The sequence below is a fragment of the Streptomyces rectiviolaceus genome, assembly GCF_039533825.1.
Classification (GTDB): domain Bacteria; phylum Actinomycetota; class Actinomycetes; order Streptomycetales; family Streptomycetaceae; genus Streptomyces; species Streptomyces rectiviolaceus.
Window position 1 is genome coordinate 23,438 of record NZ_BAAAUG010000126.1, and the last position, 19,541, is coordinate 42,978.

Annotated in this window: 17 protein-coding genes; 12 read left to right on the forward strand and 5 right to left on the reverse strand. The window is 72.0% G+C overall.

What is annotated here, in order from left to right; translation table 11 throughout:
- The 9 genes from ABD378_RS31200 to ABD378_RS31235 all read left to right on the forward strand — a co-directional run.
- A partial coding sequence (locus ABD378_RS31200; protein WP_344526287.1) for a tetratricopeptide repeat protein occupies positions 1–1,236 on the forward strand: 1,236 nt, incomplete at its 5' end.
- 326 nt (positions 1,237–1,562) lie between these two features.
- Positions 1,563–2,228 (forward strand): M15 family metallopeptidase, encoded by a 666-nt coding sequence (locus ABD378_RS31205; protein ID WP_344526289.1) that lies wholly within the window; start codon positions 1,563–1,565, stop codon positions 2,226–2,228.
- A 94-nt stretch (positions 2,229–2,322) separates the two neighbouring features.
- The gene (locus ABD378_RS44250) at positions 2,323–2,418 is read left to right on the forward strand and encodes a putative leader peptide (RefSeq protein ID WP_386546306.1); all 96 of its coding nucleotides are present in this window, start codon (positions 2,323–2,325) and stop codon (positions 2,416–2,418) included.
- Positions 2,419–2,557: 139 nt separating this feature from the next.
- The gene (locus ABD378_RS31210) at positions 2,558–3,748 is read left to right on the forward strand and encodes an acyl-CoA dehydrogenase family protein (protein WP_344526291.1); all 1,191 of its coding nucleotides are present in this window, start codon (positions 2,558–2,560) and stop codon (positions 3,746–3,748) included.
- A gap of 56 nt (positions 3,749–3,804) precedes the next feature.
- Complete coding sequence (locus tag ABD378_RS31215; protein WP_344526293.1) at positions 3,805–5,490, forward strand: ABC transporter substrate-binding protein; 1,686 nt, start codon at positions 3,805–3,807, stop codon at positions 5,488–5,490.
- Positions 5,487–6,443, forward strand: a complete 957-nt coding sequence (locus ABD378_RS31220; RefSeq protein ID WP_344526295.1) for an ABC transporter permease — start codon at positions 5,487–5,489, stop codon at positions 6,441–6,443. The genes ABD378_RS31215 and ABD378_RS31220 overlap by 4 nt, the downstream gene beginning before the upstream one ends.
- 330 nt (positions 6,444–6,773) lie before the next feature.
- The gene (locus ABD378_RS31225) at positions 6,774–7,301 is read left to right on the forward strand and encodes an ABC transporter permease (protein ID WP_344526297.1); all 528 of its coding nucleotides are present in this window, start codon (positions 6,774–6,776) and stop codon (positions 7,299–7,301) included.
- Entirely contained in the window at positions 7,301–8,926 is a 1,626-nt protein-coding gene (locus ABD378_RS31230) for a dipeptide ABC transporter ATP-binding protein (protein ID WP_344526299.1), read from the forward strand. The genes ABD378_RS31225 and ABD378_RS31230 overlap by 1 nt, the downstream gene beginning before the upstream one ends.
- Positions 8,923–10,287 carry an LLM class flavin-dependent oxidoreductase gene (locus ABD378_RS31235; protein ID WP_344526301.1) on the forward strand — a complete coding sequence of 455 codons (1,365 nt, stop codon included), beginning with the start codon at positions 8,923–8,925 and terminating at the stop codon, positions 10,285–10,287. The genes ABD378_RS31230 and ABD378_RS31235 overlap by 4 nt, the downstream gene beginning before the upstream one ends.
- Before the next feature lie 72 nt (positions 10,288–10,359).
- Here the strand turns inward: ABD378_RS31235 and ABD378_RS31240 are convergent, their stop codons facing one another.
- The 4 genes from ABD378_RS31240 to ABD378_RS44255 all read right to left on the reverse strand — a co-directional run bounded on the left by ABD378_RS31240 (position 10,360) and on the right by ABD378_RS44255 (position 13,669).
- Positions 10,360–11,505 carry an LLM class flavin-dependent oxidoreductase gene (locus ABD378_RS31240; protein ID WP_344526303.1) on the reverse strand — a complete coding sequence of 382 codons (1,146 nt, stop codon included), beginning with the start codon at positions 11,503–11,505 and terminating at the stop codon, positions 10,360–10,362.
- A 41-nt stretch (positions 11,506–11,546) separates the two neighbouring features.
- The gene (locus tag ABD378_RS31245) at positions 11,547–12,725 is read right to left on the reverse strand and encodes an SfnB family sulfur acquisition oxidoreductase (protein ID WP_344526305.1); all 1,179 of its coding nucleotides are present in this window, start codon (positions 12,723–12,725) and stop codon (positions 11,547–11,549) included.
- A gap of 69 nt (positions 12,726–12,794) precedes the next feature.
- Entirely contained in the window at positions 12,795–13,349 is a 555-nt protein-coding gene (ssuE, locus tag ABD378_RS31250) for an NADPH-dependent FMN reductase (RefSeq protein WP_344526307.1), read from the reverse strand.
- A gap of 233 nt (positions 13,350–13,582) precedes the next feature.
- A complete protein-coding gene (locus tag ABD378_RS44255; RefSeq protein WP_351157927.1) occupies positions 13,583–13,669 on the reverse strand; it encodes a putative leader peptide in 87 nt (28 codons plus the stop codon).
- Positions 13,670–13,772: 103 nt separating this feature from the next.
- On the opposite strand from ABD378_RS44255, the gene ABD378_RS31255 reads away from it, so the two are divergent.
- Positions 13,773–14,681 (forward strand): LysR family transcriptional regulator, encoded by a 909-nt coding sequence (locus ABD378_RS31255; protein WP_344526309.1) that lies wholly within the window; start codon positions 13,773–13,775, stop codon positions 14,679–14,681.
- 115 nt (positions 14,682–14,796) lie between these two features.
- Here the strand turns inward: ABD378_RS31255 and ABD378_RS31260 are convergent, their stop codons facing one another.
- On the reverse strand, positions 14,797–15,651 hold the full coding sequence (locus ABD378_RS31260) for a universal stress protein (protein ID WP_344526311.1): 855 nt from the start codon (positions 15,649–15,651) through the stop codon (positions 14,797–14,799).
- A gap of 750 nt (positions 15,652–16,401) precedes the next feature.
- On the opposite strand from ABD378_RS31260, the gene ABD378_RS31265 reads away from it, so the two are divergent.
- Together ABD378_RS31265 and ABD378_RS31270 are read left to right on the forward strand one after the other, a co-directional pair.
- Positions 16,402–17,865, forward strand: coding sequence for an extracellular catalytic domain type 1 short-chain-length polyhydroxyalkanoate depolymerase (locus tag ABD378_RS31265; protein ID WP_386546920.1), 1,464 nt, complete (start codon positions 16,402–16,404; stop codon positions 17,863–17,865).
- 81 nt (positions 17,866–17,946) lie between these two features.
- Complete coding sequence (locus ABD378_RS31270) at positions 17,947–19,401, forward strand: 3-hydroxybutyrate oligomer hydrolase family protein (RefSeq protein ID WP_425583898.1); 1,455 nt, start codon at positions 17,947–17,949, stop codon at positions 19,399–19,401.
- Positions 19,402–19,541: the final 140 nt, after the last annotated feature.

Below are 19,541 nucleotides of genomic sequence, written 5' to 3' on the forward strand. Positions count from 1 at the left end.
CTCGGCGCCTGGCTCTGGCTGACCGGCCTCGTCGCATCCGCGACGCCGTCCGGCGCCGTCGAACTGCACCGCGGGCTCCTGGACTCCAGCGGCTCGGGCGGCCCCGCCGCCGTCGCCCTGCGCAGTCTCGTCAGGCCCGTCGGACCGGAAGCCACCCAGCGTGCCCTCGCCGACCCGGCCGCCTGGTTCGAGGCCGAGGCCGACGCGATAGCCGCCGCTGTCGAGCGCGCGGCAGCCCTGGACCTGCACACCCTCTCCTGCGAGGCGGCGGCCGCGCTGTGCTCATCCGCCTACACCGTCGGCAACCGCTTCGAGGCCTGGTGGCGCACCCACGACGCGGCCCTGGCGGCAGCCCGCCGCGCCGAGGACAGGGCGGGGGAGGCCCTGTTGCTCATCGGCCTCGGCCAACTCCGCTACGAACAGGACCGGTTCACCGAATCGCAGGGCTACTTCAAACAGGCGGCCGGGCTCTGCGCCGAACTCGGCGACGTACGCGGCCGGGCCGCCGCCTTCGCCGGGCTCGGCAGCGCGCTGCGGGAGGCGGGACGGCTGCGCGCCGCGCAGGAGACACTCGTGCGCGCCGTCGACGGCTTCCGCCGGCTCGGCGACGACCCGGGCATCGGGCTCTCCTGCCGGTACGCCGGATCCGTCCAGCTCGAACTCGGCGACTTCGAGGCAGCGCGCGCCCTCCTCGACGAGTCGCTGCGGGCCTACCGCAGGCTCGGCAGCCGCCGCGGCGAGTCCCTCACCCTGCGCTCGCTCGGCCACGTGCACCGAGCGCTCGGTGAGTACGCGGCGGCGGAGGAACTCTCCGGCCGTGCGGTGGATCTCCTGAGCACCCTGGGAGACCCGCTCATGCTCGCGTACGCGATGCAGGCCCGGGCCAAGTCCCGCATCCGGCTGGGCCGTTCGGCCGAGGCGGCGGCCGAGATCCGCGGCGTCCTCGACGTCTGCCGCGGCCACCGCGACCGCTTCGGCGAGGCACTGGGCCTGCGCACCCTCGGGGAGTGCGAGCTCGCCGCGGGCCGCCTCGACACCGCCGAACAGCACCTGACAGCGGCGGCCGCCCTCTGGAACGACCTGGGGCTTGCCCTGCCCCGCGCCCGCACCCTGCGCGATCTCGCCGCGGCGAGAGAGGCCGCGGGGGACAGGGCGGCGGCAGGGGCGCTGCGCGCCGAGGCGCGGGACGTTTTCACGGCGTACGAGGCGCGCGAGCGGAACGAGCCGGGACTCTGACCCCGCTCCCGGCGGCGCGCTGCAATCCGCTTGTCGCGGACTTGCAGAGAACTTACAGCGCACTGCGGCACGCTGTGGGTGTCGGCGGGTGAACGCGCCCACGGCAACGGGGGATCGCAGTAAACAACGGGGGACTCAGCGGAATTCAACGGGGGAAGCACGGGGGAAGGCCACTGATGCCTCGTACGGCCCACACCACCGACATCGTCGGTCGTGTGGGCCGCTCGTCGCGTAGAGCCCCTGCCAGGGCACGGAGGGGACTCCGGGGGCGGGCGGCAGCCCGTCCCCGGAGCTGTGCCCACCACCGTCGCCACGAAGGGGCAGACATGTCGCCGATCATCCTCATGAACGATCCCAGAGTCGTCGGCATATCGGTCCACGAATGCGGCGAAGCCCTCGTCGACCTGCGCCAACTGCCCTTCCTGGTGGTCGACGACCGCCTGGCGGACACCGCCGGTGCCTACGCCCAGCTGCGGGAGGGCGTCGCCTGGCGCCTGGCACGCGCCGCCCGGCTGCTGCCCGAGGGCCTGCGCCTCCTCGTCACCGAGGGATACCGCCCGCTGGCCCTGCAGATCCAGTACTTCGAGGAGTACGCCGCCGAGCTCAGGAAGGCCAACCCCGACTGGTCGGACGCCTACCTCCACCGGCAGACGAGTCGCTCCCTCTCGCCGCCCGAAGTGGGCCCGCACGTCGCGGGCGCCGCGGTCGACCTCACGCTGTGCACCGCTTCCGGCGCCGAACTCGACCTCGGCACCCCGGTGAACGCAAGCCCGGAGGAGAGCGAGGGCGCCTGCTACATGGACAGCGCCCTGATCTCCCCGACGGCCCGCCGCAACCGCCGCACCCTCACCGCCGCCCTCGCCACGGCCGGCCTGGTCAACTACCCCACGGAGTGGTGGCACTGGTCCTACGGCGACCGCTACTGGGCGCTCGCGACCGAGGCCCCCGCCGCGCGCTACGGCCCGGTGACGCTGGACGCCTCGGCGACCTGAGGCCCCGCCCCGGGAACGTATGCAAGGAAAACCCTATAGCCGCCTCGTCAAAGCCGTCTCGACCCGCGGCGCCGATCCTGCTTCAATCACCGCCATGACCGACGATCGGCAGGACCTCACGCGGCGACGCCATGTCGACCTTTCGCGTGTCTCCAGCGCCGTCTGTCCGTCGGCGACCTCTCGGGCCTGAGCGCACTACGCACCGCATGTACATCCGGTAGCTCCCGCGCCGCCCGCCTCCCACCCCCTTTCGTGTACGTCCCCCGTGCGCGCGCCCGCGGCCGGTGCTGCCCGCGCGCCCGCTCACCGCCCCCTCCGGAGGCCCCCGCATGCCCTCGTCCGTCGTACCCCCGGACCTCATACCCCCGGACCTCCGCGCACAGCTGCGCGCCGATGCCGCCGAGCTCGAAGAGCGTCGTGAACTCCCCTACAAGAGTGTGGAGGCGGTCCGCTCGAGCGGGCTCGGTGGGCTCCGCGTTCCCGAAGAGCACGGTGGGCTCGGCGGATCTCTCGCCGAGCTGTTCCGCGTCGTCATCGATCTCGCCGAGGCCGACTCCAACGTGGCGCAGGCCCTGCGTCCGCACTTCGGGTTCGTGGAACTGCTCATCGGCCAGGGCACCACCGCCGAGCGGGAGCGCTGGTTCCCGGTCGTCGACAGTGGTGCGTTGTTCGGCAACGCCGCCTCCGAGCGGGGTACCGCCCACCCCGGTGAGATCCGGACCCGCATCACGGCGGACGGCGGTGACTTCCGGGTGGACGGCACCAAGTTCTACTCGACCGGCTCGCTCTTCGCCGACTACGTCGTCGTGATCGCCCTCGACGACGAGGAGCGGCGGGTCCGCGTGGTCCTGCCCCGCGCCCGCAAGGGCCTTGAGCTGTACGACGACTGGGACGCGCTCGGCCAGCGGACCACCGCAAGCGGCACCACCCGGCTGCGCGCGGTGCGGGCCTTCGCCGACGAGGTGGCCGTCGACGCCACGGGGCGCCAGCGCCGTACGCACCTCGGCCCGTACTACCAGCTCTATCTGGCGGCCGTGCACACCGGCATCGCGAAGGCCGCCGTCGCCGACGCCGTGGCCTACGCCCGTGACAAGGCCCGGCCCGTGCAGCACGCCGGGGTCGACCGCGCCGTCGACGACCCGCTGATCCAGCACACGGTCGGCGAGACCGCCGCCCTCGCCTACGCGGCAGAGGCCGCCGTACTGCGCGCGGCGCAGGAGATCGACGCGGCGCTGACCGTGCGCGGCGACGACGGCATCGCGGGGCTCGAAGAGCCCCTGCACGCCGTCGCCGTGCAGGTGTCGCAGGCCCAAGTGGTCGCCGCGCGGGCCGCGTTGGACGCGGGTGAGCGGCTGTACGACGTGGGTGGTGCCTCGGCGACGCTGCGCGAGCACCGGCTCGACCGGCACTGGCGCAACGCCCGCACCCTCGCCTCGCACAATCCGATCGCGCACAAGGCCCGCGTGACCGGCGACTGGCTCCTCAACGGCACACCGCCCCCGCTGAACGGCTTCTTCTGACCGTCTCGGTCGCCTCCAGTTCTTGGCCAACCCCCTTACCTGTCAACGGAGTTGACGTGAAGCCGCCCTCTCGCAGGCTCAATCTCAGTCCCAGTCCCAGTCCCACGCCCAGGCGAGCCGCAGCCCCGCTCGCCGCCCTCGCCCTGACCCTCCTCGCCACCGCGTGCACCGCATCCGGCGCCCCCACCGCAGCGCTCGGCGCCCGGCCCGCCCCCGGCGGCACCCTCACCTACGCCACCGACCGCGAGCCGACCTGCCTGGACCCCCACGTGGCGGGCGACATGCCACAGGCCTACGTGGCGCAGCAGTACCTCGAATCGCTCGTCGCCCTGGACGAGCGCGGCAAGGCCGAACCGTGGCTCGCCACCTCGTGGGACATCGCGAAGGACGGCAGGACCTACACCTTCCATCTGCGCCGCGACGTCCGCTTCACCGACGGCACCCGCTTCGACGCGGCAGCCGTGAAGGCCAACTTCGAGCACATGGTGGACCCCGACACCCAGTCCGGCACCGCGGGCGGCTACCTCGCCCCGTACCGGAAGACCGAGGTCGTAGACGCGTTCACCGCCCGCGTCCACCTGGACCGCCCCTACTCGCCCTTCCTGAACATGCTCGCGCAGGCCTTCCTCGGCATGGAGTCGCCGAAGGCGCTGAAGCGCGGCAAGGAAGCGAACTGCGCGGCCCCCGTCGGCACCGGCCCGTTCATCGTGAAGGAGTGGAACCGTCAGTCGGACGTCGTCCTCGTCCGCAACCCGCGGTACAACTCCCCGCCCCCGTACGCCCGGCACACCGGCCCCGCCCATGTGGCCAAGGTGGTGTGGCGGTTCATCCCGGAGCCGGCGACACGCTTCGCCGCCGTGCAGTCCGGCCAGGTCGACGTCATCGACGCTCTGCCTCCGGAGGACCAGGCGTCCGCCGAGCGCGACAGCCGCCTGAAGGTCGTGACACGCGACCGGCCGGGCAACCCGACGAACCTCGCCCTGAACACCTCACGGGCCCCCTTCGACGACCTGCGCGTCCGCAAGGCGTTTCTGCACTCGGCGGACGTCGCCAACGGCCTCAAGAGCGTCTTCTTCGGCCAGTACCGGCGGGCGGGCGGACCCCTCAGCTACGTCACCCCGCACTACACGGACGCGCACGAGAACGCCTGGCCGTACGACCCGAAGAAGTCCAACGCCCTGCTGGACCAGGCGGGATGGGGTCACCGCGACGGTGACGGCTACCGCACGAAGCGCGGTGAGCGCCTGTCCGCCGACGTCCTGCTGAAGTCGGACATCAGCCCCAACCAGCTCGCCCTGATGGAACAGATCCAGGCCACCGCCAAGGACGTCGGCTTCCAGCTGAGACTGCTGCGGCTCGACGCCGCCACCGTCAACACCCGCTACCTCGCGGGCAAGTACGACCTGCGCGACGGCTACTGGAACACCAACACCCCCGACGTGCTGCACACCGTCTTCGGCAGCGAGTACGCCGTGAAGAACGGCATCCACTCCAACGCCGCCTATGTCAAGGACCCCGCCCTCGACCGCCTCTTCCGCGAGGCACAGGCGACCACCGACGCGGACAAGCAGCGGGAACTGTACGGCGAGGCCCAGAAGTCGCTCTCCGCCGGTGCCTACCAGCTGACCCTCTACCCGCAGACCACCCGGCTCGCCGCCCACCGCGCGAGCGCGCGCGGCGCGAGCCTCGAACCCGCCCTCTCCCTGCCCTACCTCTACGACGCGTGGGTGAATGCCCGATGACCCCGACTTCCCTGCGCCTGCGTCGAGTCGGCGCCCGTGTCGCCGGAGCCGCCCTCGTCCTGTGGGCGGCGGCGACCGTGACCTTCCTCGCCCTGCACCTCGTGCCGGGCGACCCCGTACTCGTCCTGCTCGGTGGCGGCTCCGGCGCCAACCCCACGCCCGAGACCATCGCCGCGACCCGGCACGCCTACGGGCTCGACCAGCCGCTGTACGTGCAGTACGCGCAGCACCTGGGGCGGCTGCTCACCGGGGACCTAGGCATCTCCACCTCCCTGAAGGAGTCGGTGGGCACCGTCATCGCCGAGCAGGTGCCGTCCACCCTCCGACTGACCGCGCTCGCCCTGCTGTTCGCGTGGCTCCTGAGCGGCGTCGTGGTCCTCCTGTCCACCGGCAAGGGCGCCGTCGGCCGCGCGCTCGGCTCGGGCCTGGAGACGGTCGCCGCGGGACTCCCGCACTTCTGGCTCGGCGTGGTGCTCCTGTACGTCTTCGCCTTCCGGCTCGGCTGGTTCCCCGTCGCGGGCGGCACCGGCCTCGTGGCCCTCGTCCTGCCCGCCCTCACCCTGGCCGTGCCGCTCGCCGGCTACCTCGGCCAGGTCACACGCGGCGCCCTGCTCACCGCCCTCGACCAGCCGTTCGTCACCTCGGCACGGCTGCGCGGCATGAGCACCGGAGCGGTGCGCGCCCGCCGCGCCCTGCGGCACGCGCTGCTTCCCCCGCTGACGCTGTCGGGCTGGGCGATCGGCGCGCTGTTCTCCAGCGAGGTCGTGGTGGAGGCCGTGTTCGCGCGCCAGGGCGTCGGCCGCGCGCTGCTCAACGCCGTCATCGCCCGCGACCTGCCCCTGGTCACCGGGATCGTGCTCCTGATCGCCGCCGTGTACGTCCTCGTCAACCTCGCCGTCGACCTGCTGTACGCGGTGGTCGATCCCCGCATCCGTACGCCCAAGGAGCTGTGACCGTGACCACCACCGCCCCGACCGTCATCGCGCCGGGCGACGCTCGGTCGCGCCGGATACGTCCCGGCCTCATCGCCGCCGGGACCTTCCTCGCCCTGATCGTGGTGGCCGCGCTCGTGCCGGGTCTGCTCACCACGTACGCCCCGGACGCCATCAAGCCCGCCGACTTCTTCCAACCCCCGTCCGCCACACACTGGTTCGGCACCGATCAGAACGGCCGCGACGTCTACACGCGCCTCGTGCACGGCGCGGGCCAGTCGCTGCTCATCGGGCTCGGCGCCACCGCCATCTCCCTCACTCTCGGCATCGTCCTCGGCCTGACGGCGGCGCTTGGCGGGGCGGCGGGCCGACTTCGCGGTCGGCCGCGTGCTCGAGGTGCTCTTCGCCTTCCCCGGACTGCTTCTCGCGCTGCTCTTCATCGCGGTGTTCGGCACCGGCGCCACCACCGCGGCCATCGCGGTCGGCATCGGCGAGGCCGCGGGATACGCCCGCCTCATCCGCTCCCAGGCCACCACCGTGGTCCGCTCCGGCTACGTGGAGGCCGCGCGCGGCCTGGGCCATCCGCCGCTGCGCGTGGTACGGCGCACTGTCCTGCCGAACGTGCTTCGCCCGCTCGCCGCCCTCGCCACGCTCGGCGTCGGCCAGTCCGTGGTGTGGGCCTCGTCCCTGTCCTTCCTGGGCCTGGGGGCCCAGCCGCCGGCCGCCGAGTGGGGCGCGATGCTCGCCGACGGCCGCACCTTCCTGCAGTACGCCTGGTGGACCTCGTTCTTCCCCGGCCTGTTCATCGTCCTCACCACCCTGTCCACCACCGTCCTCGGCCGGCGCCTCCAGGCGTGGCTTGACGAGAGGAGCAGCTGATGCCCACGCCCTTGACACATGCGGAGAACCTGACTGTCAGCTTCGGGGGGCGCGCCGTCGTACGCGGTGTCTCCCTCACCGTGCACCGCGGCGAAACCCTCGCCCTGGTCGGCGAGTCCGGCTCCGGCAAGAGCGTCACCGCCCGCACGCTGGTCGGTCTGACCGGCGGGGGCGCCCGGGTGAGCGCCGACCGCCTGGAGTGGGAGGGCGAGGACGTACGCGGCTGGGGTGAGCGGCGCTGGCGGCGGGTGCGCGGCCGGGGCATCGGCTTCGTCCTGCAGGACGCCCTGGTCTCCCTCGACCCGCTGCGGCCGGTCGGAAAGGAGATCGAGGACGCGCTGAAGCTGCACGGCTACGGCGACCGTGCCGCACGGCAGGCGCGGGTGCGGGAGGTGATGGAGCAGGTCGGTGTCCCGGACCCGGAGCTGCGCGCGGCGCAGTACCCGCACGAGCTCTCGGGCGGCCTTCGGCAGCGGGCCCTGATCGCCTCCGCACTCGTCCTCGACCCGCCACTCCTGATCGCCGACGAACCGACGACCGCCCTGGACGCCACCGTGCAGGCGCAGATCCTCGACCTGCTCGCCGCCGCGCGCAGCCGGGAGCGCGGCCTGCTGTTCATCACGCACGACCTGGCGGTGGTGCGACGCCTAGCGGACCGGGTCGCGGTGATGCGGGGCGGCGAGATCGTGGAGGAGGGCCCGGTCGCGGACGTGCTCCAGGACCCCCAACACGCGTATACCAAAGGCCTGGTGGCGGCCGACCCGGCACTGCACCCCAAGGGCGCCCGGCTCTCGACGGCACCCCGCCCCGCCTTGCCGGACGCCGAGGGCGAGCGCCCGATCGGCGTGGTCCTCGCCGCCGAAACACTGCACAAGAGCTTCGGCGGGCGGCCCGCCGTGACGGACGTGTCCTTCGCCCTCGCGGCCGGGCGCACCCTGGGCATCGTCGGCGAATCGGGCTCGGGCAAATCCACCACCGCCCGCATCGCCCTCGGCCTGACCCGCCCCGACAGCGGCACGGTCGCGCTGCGCGGCGAGGCGTGGAGCACCCTGCCGGAGAAGGCCCGCAGACGTCGGCGCCACGGCATCCAACTCGTCCACCAGGACCCCCTGTCGGCGTTCGACCCACGCTGGACGGTCCGCCGCACACTGATCGACGCGGTCCGCCTGACCCGCCGGGGGCACCCGGCACCGAGCACCGCCGAAGCGGCGGCCCGAGCGGACGAACTGGCGGGCCAGGTGGGCCTGCCACGCGACTCCCTGGACCGCCACCCCCTCCACCTGTCCGGTGGGCAGCGTCAACGCGCGGCCTTGGCACGGGCGTTGGCGCCACGCCCATCCGTCCTGGTCCTCGACGAACCGGTCTCCGCGCTCGACGTCTCCGTACAGGCCCAGGTCCTGGACCTCCTCGCCGAACTCCAGGAGGCATTCGGCCTCGCCTATCTCTTCATCTCGCACGACCTGGGCGTCGTACAGCACGTGAGTGACGACGTCCTGGTGATGAAGGACGGCCGGATCGTCGAAGCGGGCCCGGCCGCCGCCGTGTTCGCCGCGCCGTCCCACCCCTACACCCGCACGCTCCTCGACGCAGTGCGCCCCCTCACCCCCACCGGAGCCACCCGATGACCACGCCCCCGCTCCCGCCCCTGCGCTTCAACGCCTTCGCGATGAACTGCGTCTCGCACATCAACCACGGCCAATGGGTGCGCGACGACACGAGCCAGACTTCATACACCGACCTCGAAACCTGGGTGAACCTCGCCCGCACCCTGGAACGGGGCTACTTCGACGCGCTGTTCCTCGCCGACGTGATCGGCACGTACGACACGTTTCGCGCAGGCCGTGAGACGGCGGTCCGCGAGGGCCTCCAGACGCCGGTCAACGACCCCTCGCTCCTGGTCGCGGCCCTCGCCCACGCCACCGAACACCTGGGTCTGGCCTTCACGCAGTCGGTCCTCCAGGAACCCCCGTACAACTTCGCCCGCCGCCTCTCCACACTCGACCACCTCACCAAGGGCCGTGTGGCCTGGAACGTGGTCACCTCCTACCTGGAGTCGGCGGCCAAGGGCCTGGGCCTGGATGGCCTGCCCCTGCACGACGAGCGATACGACAGGGCCGAGGAGTACACAGACGTCCTCTACAAGCTCCTGGAGGGGAGCTGGGAGGAGAACGCGGTAGTACGCGACCGCGCGCGCCGCATCTACGCCGACCCGGCCCGCATCCACGACGTACACCACGAGGGCCGCTTCTACCGGGTCAACGGCCCCCACCTCTCCGAGCCGTCCCCGCAGCGCACCCCGCTCCTCTTCCAGGCCGGATCCTCCGAGCGGGGACGGGAGTTCGCGGCCCGCAACGCCGAGGCGGTCTTCCTGGGCGCGATCTCACCGCAGGGCGCGCGCACGCAGGTGGAGGATGTGCGCGCACGGGCGGTGGCGCACGGCCGCGAAGGCGGCGACATCCTCTTCTTCCAGGGCCTGACCCTGATCATCGGCAGCACCGAGGAGGAGGCGGAACGCAAACTGGCCGACTACCGCGACCACACCAGCCTCGACGGCTTCGCGGCCCACCTGTCCGGCTCCCTCCAACTCGACCTCTCGGAGGTCGACTTCGACGCCCCGGTCGGCGAGATCGACACAAACGGAGTGCAGGGCTTCGTCCGCTCCCTGGTGGAGGGCGCTCCGGACAAGACCTGGACGTTCGGCGAGGCGCTGCGGGCAAGGGCCTGGACGCGCCCGGTGGCGGGTGTCCCGGAACGGATCGCGGACGAACTGGAGCAGTGGCGGGAGGCAGGCATAGACGGCATCAACCTCTCGTACGTCACCACGCCGGGCTCCTTCGAGGACTTCGCGGACCATCTGGCGCCGGTCCTGCAGAAGCGGGGCTTGCTGAAGACGGAGTACGAGGAAGGCACCCTGAGGCAGAAGCTGTTCGGGCGGGGGGACCGGCTCCCGGCGACGCATCCGGCGGGGCGGTATCGGCGGGGGTGATGCGCGCGATGCAGGCGGCCCCGGTCAGCAGCGCATCTGCTGCTGACCGGGGCCGCCGTATCCGCAACCGAGCTACGAAGCGAACGGCACCGCCGCCGGGGTCTCGTCGAGCGCCGCCGCGGCGGGGTGGTGCCACAGGCCGCGCGCCGCCAGCTGCGGAAGCACGCCCTCGCCGAACCAGTACGCCTCCTCCACGTGCGGGTAGCCGGAGAGCACGAACTCGTCGATTCCCAGGGCGTGGTACTCCGCGATGCGGTCGGCGATCTCCGTGTGGGAGCCGACCAGGGCCGTGCCCGCGCCGCCTCGTAGGAGGCCTATGCCTGCCCACAGGTTCGGGTAGATCTCCAGGCGTTCGGTGGAGCCGCCGTGCAGGGCCAGCATGCGCTTCTGGCCCTCGGAGCCGGAGCGGGCCAGGCCCTGCTGTACCTCGCTGATCACGGACGGGTCGGTGCCCGACAGGAGGCGGTTCGCCTGGGCCCAGGCTTCGTCCGCCGTGTCGCGGGCTATGACGTGCAGGCGGATGCCGAAGCGGACCTCGCGGCCCTCGGCCCTCGCGAGCGTGCGGATCCAGGCGATCTTCTCTGCCACTTGGGCCGGCGGCTCGCCCCAGGTGAGGTAGACGTCGCTGTGGCGGGCGGCCACCGGGCCCGCCGCCTTCGACGAGCCGCCGAAGTAGACGGGCGGCACCGGGGCGGGAAGGCGGGTGAGGCGGGCCTGCTCGACTCGCTCGTGCTCTCCGTGGAAGTCGACGGTCTCGCCCTGCCACAGGGAGCGGATGATGTGCAGGAACTCGTCGCAGCGGGCGTAGCGGTCGTCCTTGCCGAGGAAGTCTCCGTAAGCGCGCTGCTCGTGGTCCTCGCCGCCCGTGACGATGTTGAGGAGCAGGCGCCCGCCGGAGTGGCGCTGGTAGGTCGCCGCCATCTGTGCGGCGAGGGTCGGCGTGACGAGGCCGGGGCGGAAGGCCACCAGGAACTTCAGCCGCTCGGTCGACTCGACCAGCATCGCCGTGGTCAGCCAGGCGTCCTCGCACCAGGCGCCCGTGGGAGTGAGCGCTCCCTCGAATCCCAACTGCTCTGCTGTACGGGCCACTTGGGTGAGGTAGGCGAGCGAGGCGGGGCGGTCACCCCCGGCGGCGCCGGTGGGTACGCCGTGGCCGCCGCCGACGATATGCCGGCTGTCGCCGTTGGTGGGCAGGAACCAGTGGAAGGTCAGGGGCATGGGTGGGGTGTCCTCTGTGGTCGTGGGACTGCGGGCCTGTCTCAGACCAGGCCGTTGCGGGGCGGCGGGGTGTCGTTGAGCTCCCAGCCGCCCAGGTAGCGGAGCTTGAGGCGGCGTGGGTCGTGCAGGGTGTGGGTGCGGGCGTTGCGCCAGTGCCGGTGGAGGTTGAGGTCGCGGTCCGCGGCGCGGGTGCCGATGAGTTCGAAGATGCCGCTGGAGACGGCCAGGGCCACCGCGTCCGACCGGGCGCGGGCGGCGGCCACCGCGGCCGACGCCTCGGCGGCGCTCTGCTCGCTCAGATCGGCACGGGCGGCGTCCAGGGCGGCACCGGCCTCGCGCAGCAGGGCACGCGCGGAGCGCACCTTCAGGGCGAGTTCACCGAAGCCGTCGATGACGGCACCCTCGTCGGCGGCGCGCTCCACGCCCGCCTCCAGACGGGGTCGGGCCAGCGAGTGGATGAGCCGCTTGCCCTCGCGCAGGGCGCCGACCGCGATGCCGGTGTCGATGGCCGCGTGCAGATACTGGCCGAAGGCGCCGAACACCTCGTCCTTCTCGAAGATCGAGTACACCGGCACGATGTGCTCGGCGGGCACTCGCACCTGATCGAAGCGGACGGTGCCGCTGCCGGTGGTGCGTTGGCCCATGCCGTTCCAGTCGTCCTCGACGTGCACACCGGGATGGTCGGCGGGTACCCAGGCCGCGTGCGTACGGCCCTCCTCGTCGTTGGCGTACACCGGGATCCAGTGCGCGAACAGCGAACCGGTCGCGTAGAACTTGGTGCCGTTCAGGACCCGTCCGCCATCGGGATGCAGCTCGAAGCCGATGGCGAACTCGCGGGCCGTGCGGGTGCCGCGTTCGGAGAGGGCGTTGCCGAAGTGCCGTCCCGCGAGGACTTCGCGGTAGAAGAAGGCGCGCTGCTCCTCGGTGCCCGCGTGGGCCAGGACGTTGACGAAGAAGTAGTGGTTCTGCGGGATCTGGCCGATGCTCGCGTCACCGGCCGTCAGCTCGGTGAACACCTCGCCGAGACTGCGGGCACCGAGTTCGGGACCCTGCGAGCGGGGGATCGAGAGCGTGAAAAGACCGGCTTCGGTGAGGTCGCGCACCTCCTTGTACGGCAGATCGCGCTCGGCGTCGCGTCGCGCGTCGTCGGAGGCCAGACGCTCGGCCACCTCACGGGCGAGCGTGATCGCCTCCGCGTCGGATACGGGGATGCGGGGCATGGGTCGGGCCTTTCGGGTGTGGGGGAGGGGTGCGGGGTCGCCATGCGGAAGGGAAAGCCGATTACCCCCTCACGCCACCGCGAGCCGCGCCGGCTCCGCGAGCACCTCGCGGAACCGGTCGACGACGGGGGCGAGCCCGGCGTCCGCGTCGGGCGTGAGCCTGACCGTGCCGTCATCGGCGGCCGTGATGTGGCGGTCCAGGACGAACCAGCCCTGGGTGACCTCGGCACCGAGCGAGGTGAGCACGGGCCGCAGCGCGTAGTCGACGGCGAGGACATGGGCGGGGGAGCCGCCGGTGGCAAGCGGCAGGACGGGCTTGCCGCGCAGCGCGTACTGCGGGAGGAGGTCGAGGAAGGTCTTGAGGACCCCCGAGTACGCCGCCTTGTAGACGGGCGTGCCGACCACGAGCGCGTCGGCCTTCTCGACGAGGGCGACCGCGTCGGCGACGTCGGGGTGCGAGGTGTCGGCCGAGAGCAGCGCGTCGGCGGGCAGCGTGCGGACGTCGAGCGTCCGCACCCGGTGGCCCCGCGCGGCAAGGTCGCGGCCCAGGTGCTGGACGAGACGCGCGGTGCGGGAGGAACCGGGGGCTGAGGCGCTGCCGGTGAGCGTGAGAACGGTGGCCATGGCGGAAGTCCTTCGGGTACGCGGCCACGAGGGCCGGTGGAGCGAGGCAAAGGGGCATGGGGCATGGGGAAGGGGGGCAGGCGGTGCAGGCCTGCGGATGCGCGCAATCGTGAAGGGCGCGGCGCTGCTGATACGTGCGGGGTGACCCGTCAGAGAATCGCGCGGGCCGTCAAAGGGCCCGGCGGGACGAGGAGTTCACGCGCACGAGACGCGGTGGAGTGCCCGGCGGATGCTCAGTGGCAGCGGCGACAGCAGGCGCTGCACACCCGCGCGAGGTCGACGTACCGTCGCCGCGTGAGGTGGGGTCGCACTGCATTCATGTCTCCGATTCAAGCAGCTGCCCCCACATGCGTCGAGTCGGTAATCACTAAGCCCTGATAGGGTTTCCCTCCCACGGCAGGGGTTCGGTGAAGGGCGCGCGGGATGCGGACAGAGCAGCTTGAGTACATCGAGGCTGTCACCCGGCTCGGCTCACTGCGCCGTGCCGCCGGTGAACTCCACCTCTCCCAGCCCGCGTTGAGCGAGACCGTGCGGAATCTGGAGAAGGAGCTCGGCGTCTCGCTCCTGGACCGGCACCGCTCCGGAGCGAAGGTCAGCGACGAGGGCCGTGAGCTCCTGCCGCACATCATCGGCGTACTGGAATCGGTGGACCGGCTCCGCAGGGCCGCGCACGACCAGCACCAGTCGAGCCGCGTGGTGCGCGTCGGCACGGTGAACGCGGCCACGGCCCCGCTCCTGGTCCCCGCCGTACGAGCATTCCGGGAGACCCACCCGGCGACGCAGGTGGAGATGGTCGGCTCGCAGCAGGACGACATCCACCGGGGCCTGCGCGAGGGCCGCTTCGACCTGGGCCTGGTCAACTACCTGGACGGCGACGACACTCCGCCCGACTTCGACACCACCGAGCTGCTGCGTGGCAGGCCCGTCGTCTGCCTGCACCCGGACAGCCCGCTGGCCCGGCTCGACGCCGTCTCGCCCGCCGACCTCGAGACGGAGCCGTTCATCGCCATGCGCGCGGGCTACGTCATGCACCGCTATGCCCACCGCCTCCTCGGCGGCTCCCCGCCGTCCTTCGCGTACTCCACGGACGGGGCGGAACTGGGCAAGCTGATGGTGGCCGAAGGCCTCGGCGCCGCGCTCCTGCCCGACTTCAGCGTGGTCGGCGATCCGCTGGAGCGGGCCGGAATGATCACTCACCGGCCGCTCACCGACGAGACCACGCGAGTCCTGGTGGTGCTTCAGCGGCGCCGCAGCGAGTCCTTCCCGCGGGCCGTACGGGAGCTGCACGCGGCCTTCGTGACCAGGGCGACGGCGCTCAGAGAACGTCCGTGAGCCCCGGAGGGAGGAGCGTCGCGGCGAGTGCGGCGCCCCCCGCGGGCACCCCTGTGGAGGCGTCGCCCATGACCCCGTCGCCCTCGGGAGCGAAGACCGCGACCGCTCCGGTCCGTCAGTAGTGCGGGACGATGACGACCGGGCATCGAGAGTGGTGGATCGCCGAGTGCGCGGTCTGTCCGAGGTGTGGACCGGTGGGGACACAGCGGCCGATGACCAGCAGGTCGGCGGTCGAGGCCGCCTCGACCAAGTGGTGGCCGGCCAGACCGTGCACGACCCGCTCGGTGACCTCCGTTCCGGGGAACTTGTGCCGCCAGGAGGAGAGTTCGGCCGCCAGCAGCCGCTCCTTCTCCGGCATGGGTTCGAGGGCGTCGGCGGAGTGGACCAGGGGGGCGGTCCAGACGTGCACGACATGGAGCGGTGCCTGACGGGACGCCGCCGCGTCGAAGGCGTACTCCAGGAGTTCGTCGCCGGGGCGGTCGAGGTCGAGGCCGAGCACGACCGGGTTGTGGTGGGCGGCCGCCGAACCCCGGTGTTCGCCCTCTGGGCGGTGTCCCGCCCGTACCAGAGCGACGGGACAGGACGCACGTGCGGCGACGGCCAGAGCGACCGAGCCGACCAGGACCCTGCTGAGCGCACCGGAGCCGTGGGAGCCGAGGACGAGCAGAGCCGAAGATCTGGCCGCTGCCAACAGCGCTCCTGTCGGCCGCCCGGTGACCTGCTCGTCGAGGATCCCCAGAGCGGGGTACGCGCGAGTGAGTTGCTGGACGGCTCGGCCGAGCGCTCCGGCCTCGCGGTGGAACGGGACGTCGAACTCCGGCAGGCGGTTGTCTTCCGCCGGGGGGTCGCAGGCGTGGACGACGTGGAGGGGCAGGTCGCGTCGCAAGGCTTCGCGGGCTGCCCAGCCCGCGGCGTCCAGGCTGTTGGGCGAGCCGTCGACGCCGGCGGTGATGGTCTGCTGCTTGGTCATGGTGCACACCTCCGCGGTGCGGGGAGTGGATCCAGGCGTGGTGAGGGGAGCGGGTGTCGGCGGACGGGAGCGTTCGAACGGCCGGGTGGTGGTGCCCGCTTCCTTGTGGCCGCGCGGTGGCGCGGCGCAGCGGTGTGCGCTCCACCTCCGGAGACGTGACGTGGTCCGAAAAGGCATGTACAGAAGCCCGGTTGATGCCGAAGGAGGGTTCGTGCCCCTCGCGCCGCTCCGCGACGCGTGGACGACATGCGGCGGCACTTCTCGTGCCGCGGCCTCTTCCACGGCCGGTCCGACGCTCGCAGGCTCGGATCCGAGCCTGCGACTCCGACGATCAGGGGCCTGCCCACGCTGTCACCGCCCTCGGCGGACCCCCGGCAGGGGCCTTGCTTCGGACAGTTCCACCGAGGAGGCCCACCGGGGAGGGGCGAACCGGCCTCGGTCGGGGACGCATAGCGCGGGAGTGATCACGCCAGGACGGCGCCGATAGCACGGACAGGGGAGGGGCGGCAACAGGTCTGACACCAGCGGCAGTTGACGGCGTTGTGGCGGCCGTCGCCATTCTGCCCCGCTTCCGGTGGCTCCTACGGTTGCCGGCACCCCGGAGTCCCGAACCACGGCAGCAGTGGACGGGCTGCGGGGTCGCGTGATCCGTCCCGGAGACCGCGTCACCCCCCGTCGGGAGCCGCCATGCCGTCGTACGAGAGACGTTTGAATCCGCAGCCGCCCCAAGGACCGCCTCCCCGAGCGACCATGCGGGGGCGGTGGCGCCGGGCCCTGGGGCGGGTGACCGCCGTCGTGGGCCTTGTCGTGGCCGGGGCGGTGTCCGCGCCGTCCCCCGCGGCGCAGGCGGCGCCGACGGCCGTCGCTCTGGAGAGGATCGGCGACTTCGGTGCCAACCCGGGCAGCCTGAACATGTACGTGTACCGGCCGGCCACCTTGTCGGCCGAGCCCGCGGTGGTGGTGGCCATGCACGGCTGCAGCCAGAGCGCGCAGACGTACGCCGACAACGCGGGCCTTGCGAAGTTCGCGGACCAGCACGGCTTCCTGCTCGTCTTCCCCGAGCAGACGACCGCCAACAACAGCAGCAAGTGCTTCAACTGGTTCCAGCCAGGAGACACCGGGCGCGGGCAGGGTGAGGCAGCGTCGATCCGCCAGATGGTGGCGCATGCCGGTTCCGCGTACGGCGCCGACCCGGAACGCGTGTACGTCACCGGTCTGTCGGCCGGCGGCGCCATGACATCGGTGATGCTCGCCACCTACCCGGACGTGTTCAAGGCGGGCGCCGTGGTCGCGGGCCTCCCGTACGACTGCGCCGACGACGTGCTGTCCGCGTACAGCTGCATGAACCCCGGCGTCGACCGCACCCCTTCGGCCTGGGCGCAAGGCGTCCGTGACGCCCACCCCGGCTTTGGCGGACCTTGGCCGCGGGTGGCGATCTGGCAGGGCGACAACGATCCCACCGTCGCCAAGAAGAACGCCGACGAACTGCGTGACCAGTGGACCGCCGTCCACGGCCTGGACCAGAGCCCGGACCGCACCTCCACCATCGGCCCCAACTCGACCCGCAGGGAGCAGTACCTCGGGACCGACGGAACTGCCGCCGTCGAGGTCGACAGGGTTCCCTCCATCGCCCACGGCACTCCGGTCGACCCCGGATCGGACGCCCAGCAGTGCGGTGCGACCGGGACCGCGAACTTCATCGACTCCATCTGCTCCAGCTACTGGATCACCGGCTTCTTCGGCCTGGACGGCTCCGACCCGGACCCCGGCGGTCTGCCCGCCCCGAGCGGCCTGGCCGCGACCGCGGCGACCGACACGTCCGTCACCCTGAACTGGAACGGCGTCACCGACGCCGCGTCCTACGCCGTGTACAGGGACGGCACGCGTGTCGCCACACCCAACGGCCCGCCGTTCACGGACACCGGCCTCACCCCCGGCGTCGGCCACACGTACAGCGTGGCCGCCCGCGACCAGGCCGGCACGGAAGGCACGCGGTCGGCCCAGGTCAGCGCCTCCACCACGGGCTCCGCCGCCAAGTGCTTCACCGCGAACAACTATCAGCAGGTGCGATCAGGACGGGCCACCACCAACGGCGGCCACGCCTACGCCAAGGGCTCGAACCAGAACATGGGCCTCTACAACACCGCCGTCACACACACCCTCAGAGAGTCGCCGGCCGGCTACTACGTCATCGCCGACGGCACCTGCCCCTGACGGACCCGCACAGCACCTGGCAGCGGTGGCACCGGACTTCGGTCCTGCCACCGCTGCTCCACGTAGCCGCCGTACACATTCATGTCCCCGGAGGTACCCGTGCCCGCCATAGATCCGCCCAGACCCCCGCACACCCGGTCGCTCAGGAGCGCCCTTGCCCTGACGGCGCTGTTCGTGACGCTCGCCGCGGTCCCGGCGGCCGCCGAACAGCCCGGTGGAACCCAAGGCGGCGGCGCGGAGCACTGCGCGTCGTCGGCGAGGCTGAAGGTTCCGGCCGCCGAACGCCAGGAGCGGTCCTGCCTGGCCGAGTTGACCACCGCGGGGACAGTCTCCTCGGGCCACACCGATCCCGCCGACTGGGCGGGACTGACCCCCGCCGGGCTCACGACGCCGCGCGGCGTGCCGGGCATCCAGATCGACGGCTACTTCCCCGACACCTCGGCGACCAACACCAACCACGGCTGGAAACACGACGCGCAGTTCGTCATCCGTCTGCCCGACCGATGGAACGGCGGCCTGGTGGTCGCGGGCACACCCGGGGTCCGTGAGCAGTACGCCAACGACCGGGCGATCGGCGACTGGGTGCTCTCCCGGGGCTACGCGTTCGCCTCGACCGACAAGGGCAACACCGGCGCCGCCTTCTACCGGGACGGGGCCGAGCCCGGCGAAGCGATCGCCGAGTGGAACGATCGCGTCACCCAACTCACCCGCGCCGCAAGGGTAGTGGTCGCACAGCGATACCACCGTCCCCCCGCGCGCACGCTGGCCACGGGCATGTCCAACGGCGGGTATCTGGTGCGCTGGCAGTTGGAGAACCATCCCGAGCTCTACGACGGGGGAGTGGACTGGGAAGGCACTCTGTGGAGGGCCAAGGGCCCGAACCTGCTGGACTTCCTGCCGCCCGCGCTGCGCGCCTACCCGGCCTACGCGGCGGGTGGTGCAGGAGCCCGCAGAGCCCATCGGGAGATGGTCGCCGCCGGTTTCCCGGCCGGTTCGGAATTCCTGTGGCCCTACCACCACCAGGTCTACTGGGACCTGACCCAGCGGATCTACCGCGAGGAGCTGGACCCGGACTACGACGGAGCGACGGAGGCCGGAACCCCCTTCTGCGAACCGGGGACACCGGCCTGCGACGCCGACTACGCGTACGCGTCCCGGCCACGGGAAGTCCGCGCTGCCGTGAAGAAGATCGCCCTGACCGGACGCATCGGCAAGCCGCTGATCACCCTGCACGGCACCCTCGATGTCCAGCTGCCCATCAGCAAGGACTCGGACGTCTACGCGAAGATGGTGCGCGGCGCGGGCCGCGGCGACCTGTTCCGCTACTACCGCGTCGAAGGCGGCACTCACGTCGATTCGCTCGTCGACACGTTCCCCGACAGGCTGCGGCCGCTGGTGCCCTGCCACCGCTCCGCCCTCACGGCGATGGAGGCCTGGATCAGCCGGGGCGAGCAGCCGCCGCCCAGCCGAACCGTGCCGCGTCCGGACGGCGCCGACCCGGCGGCTCTGCTCACCCGGTGCCCCCTTGCCGGGTAGCAATTTCGGCCAAGCCCCGGCAGGAGCAAGCGTGCCGGAAGGCCGGCTTCCTCAACGGCGAGCCAAAAAAGGCCGAGTTGACCTAAGATCGCCACGCTCCCCATTCGTAAGGGAGTTCGGTGCGTGCGGGGAGGGTTCGT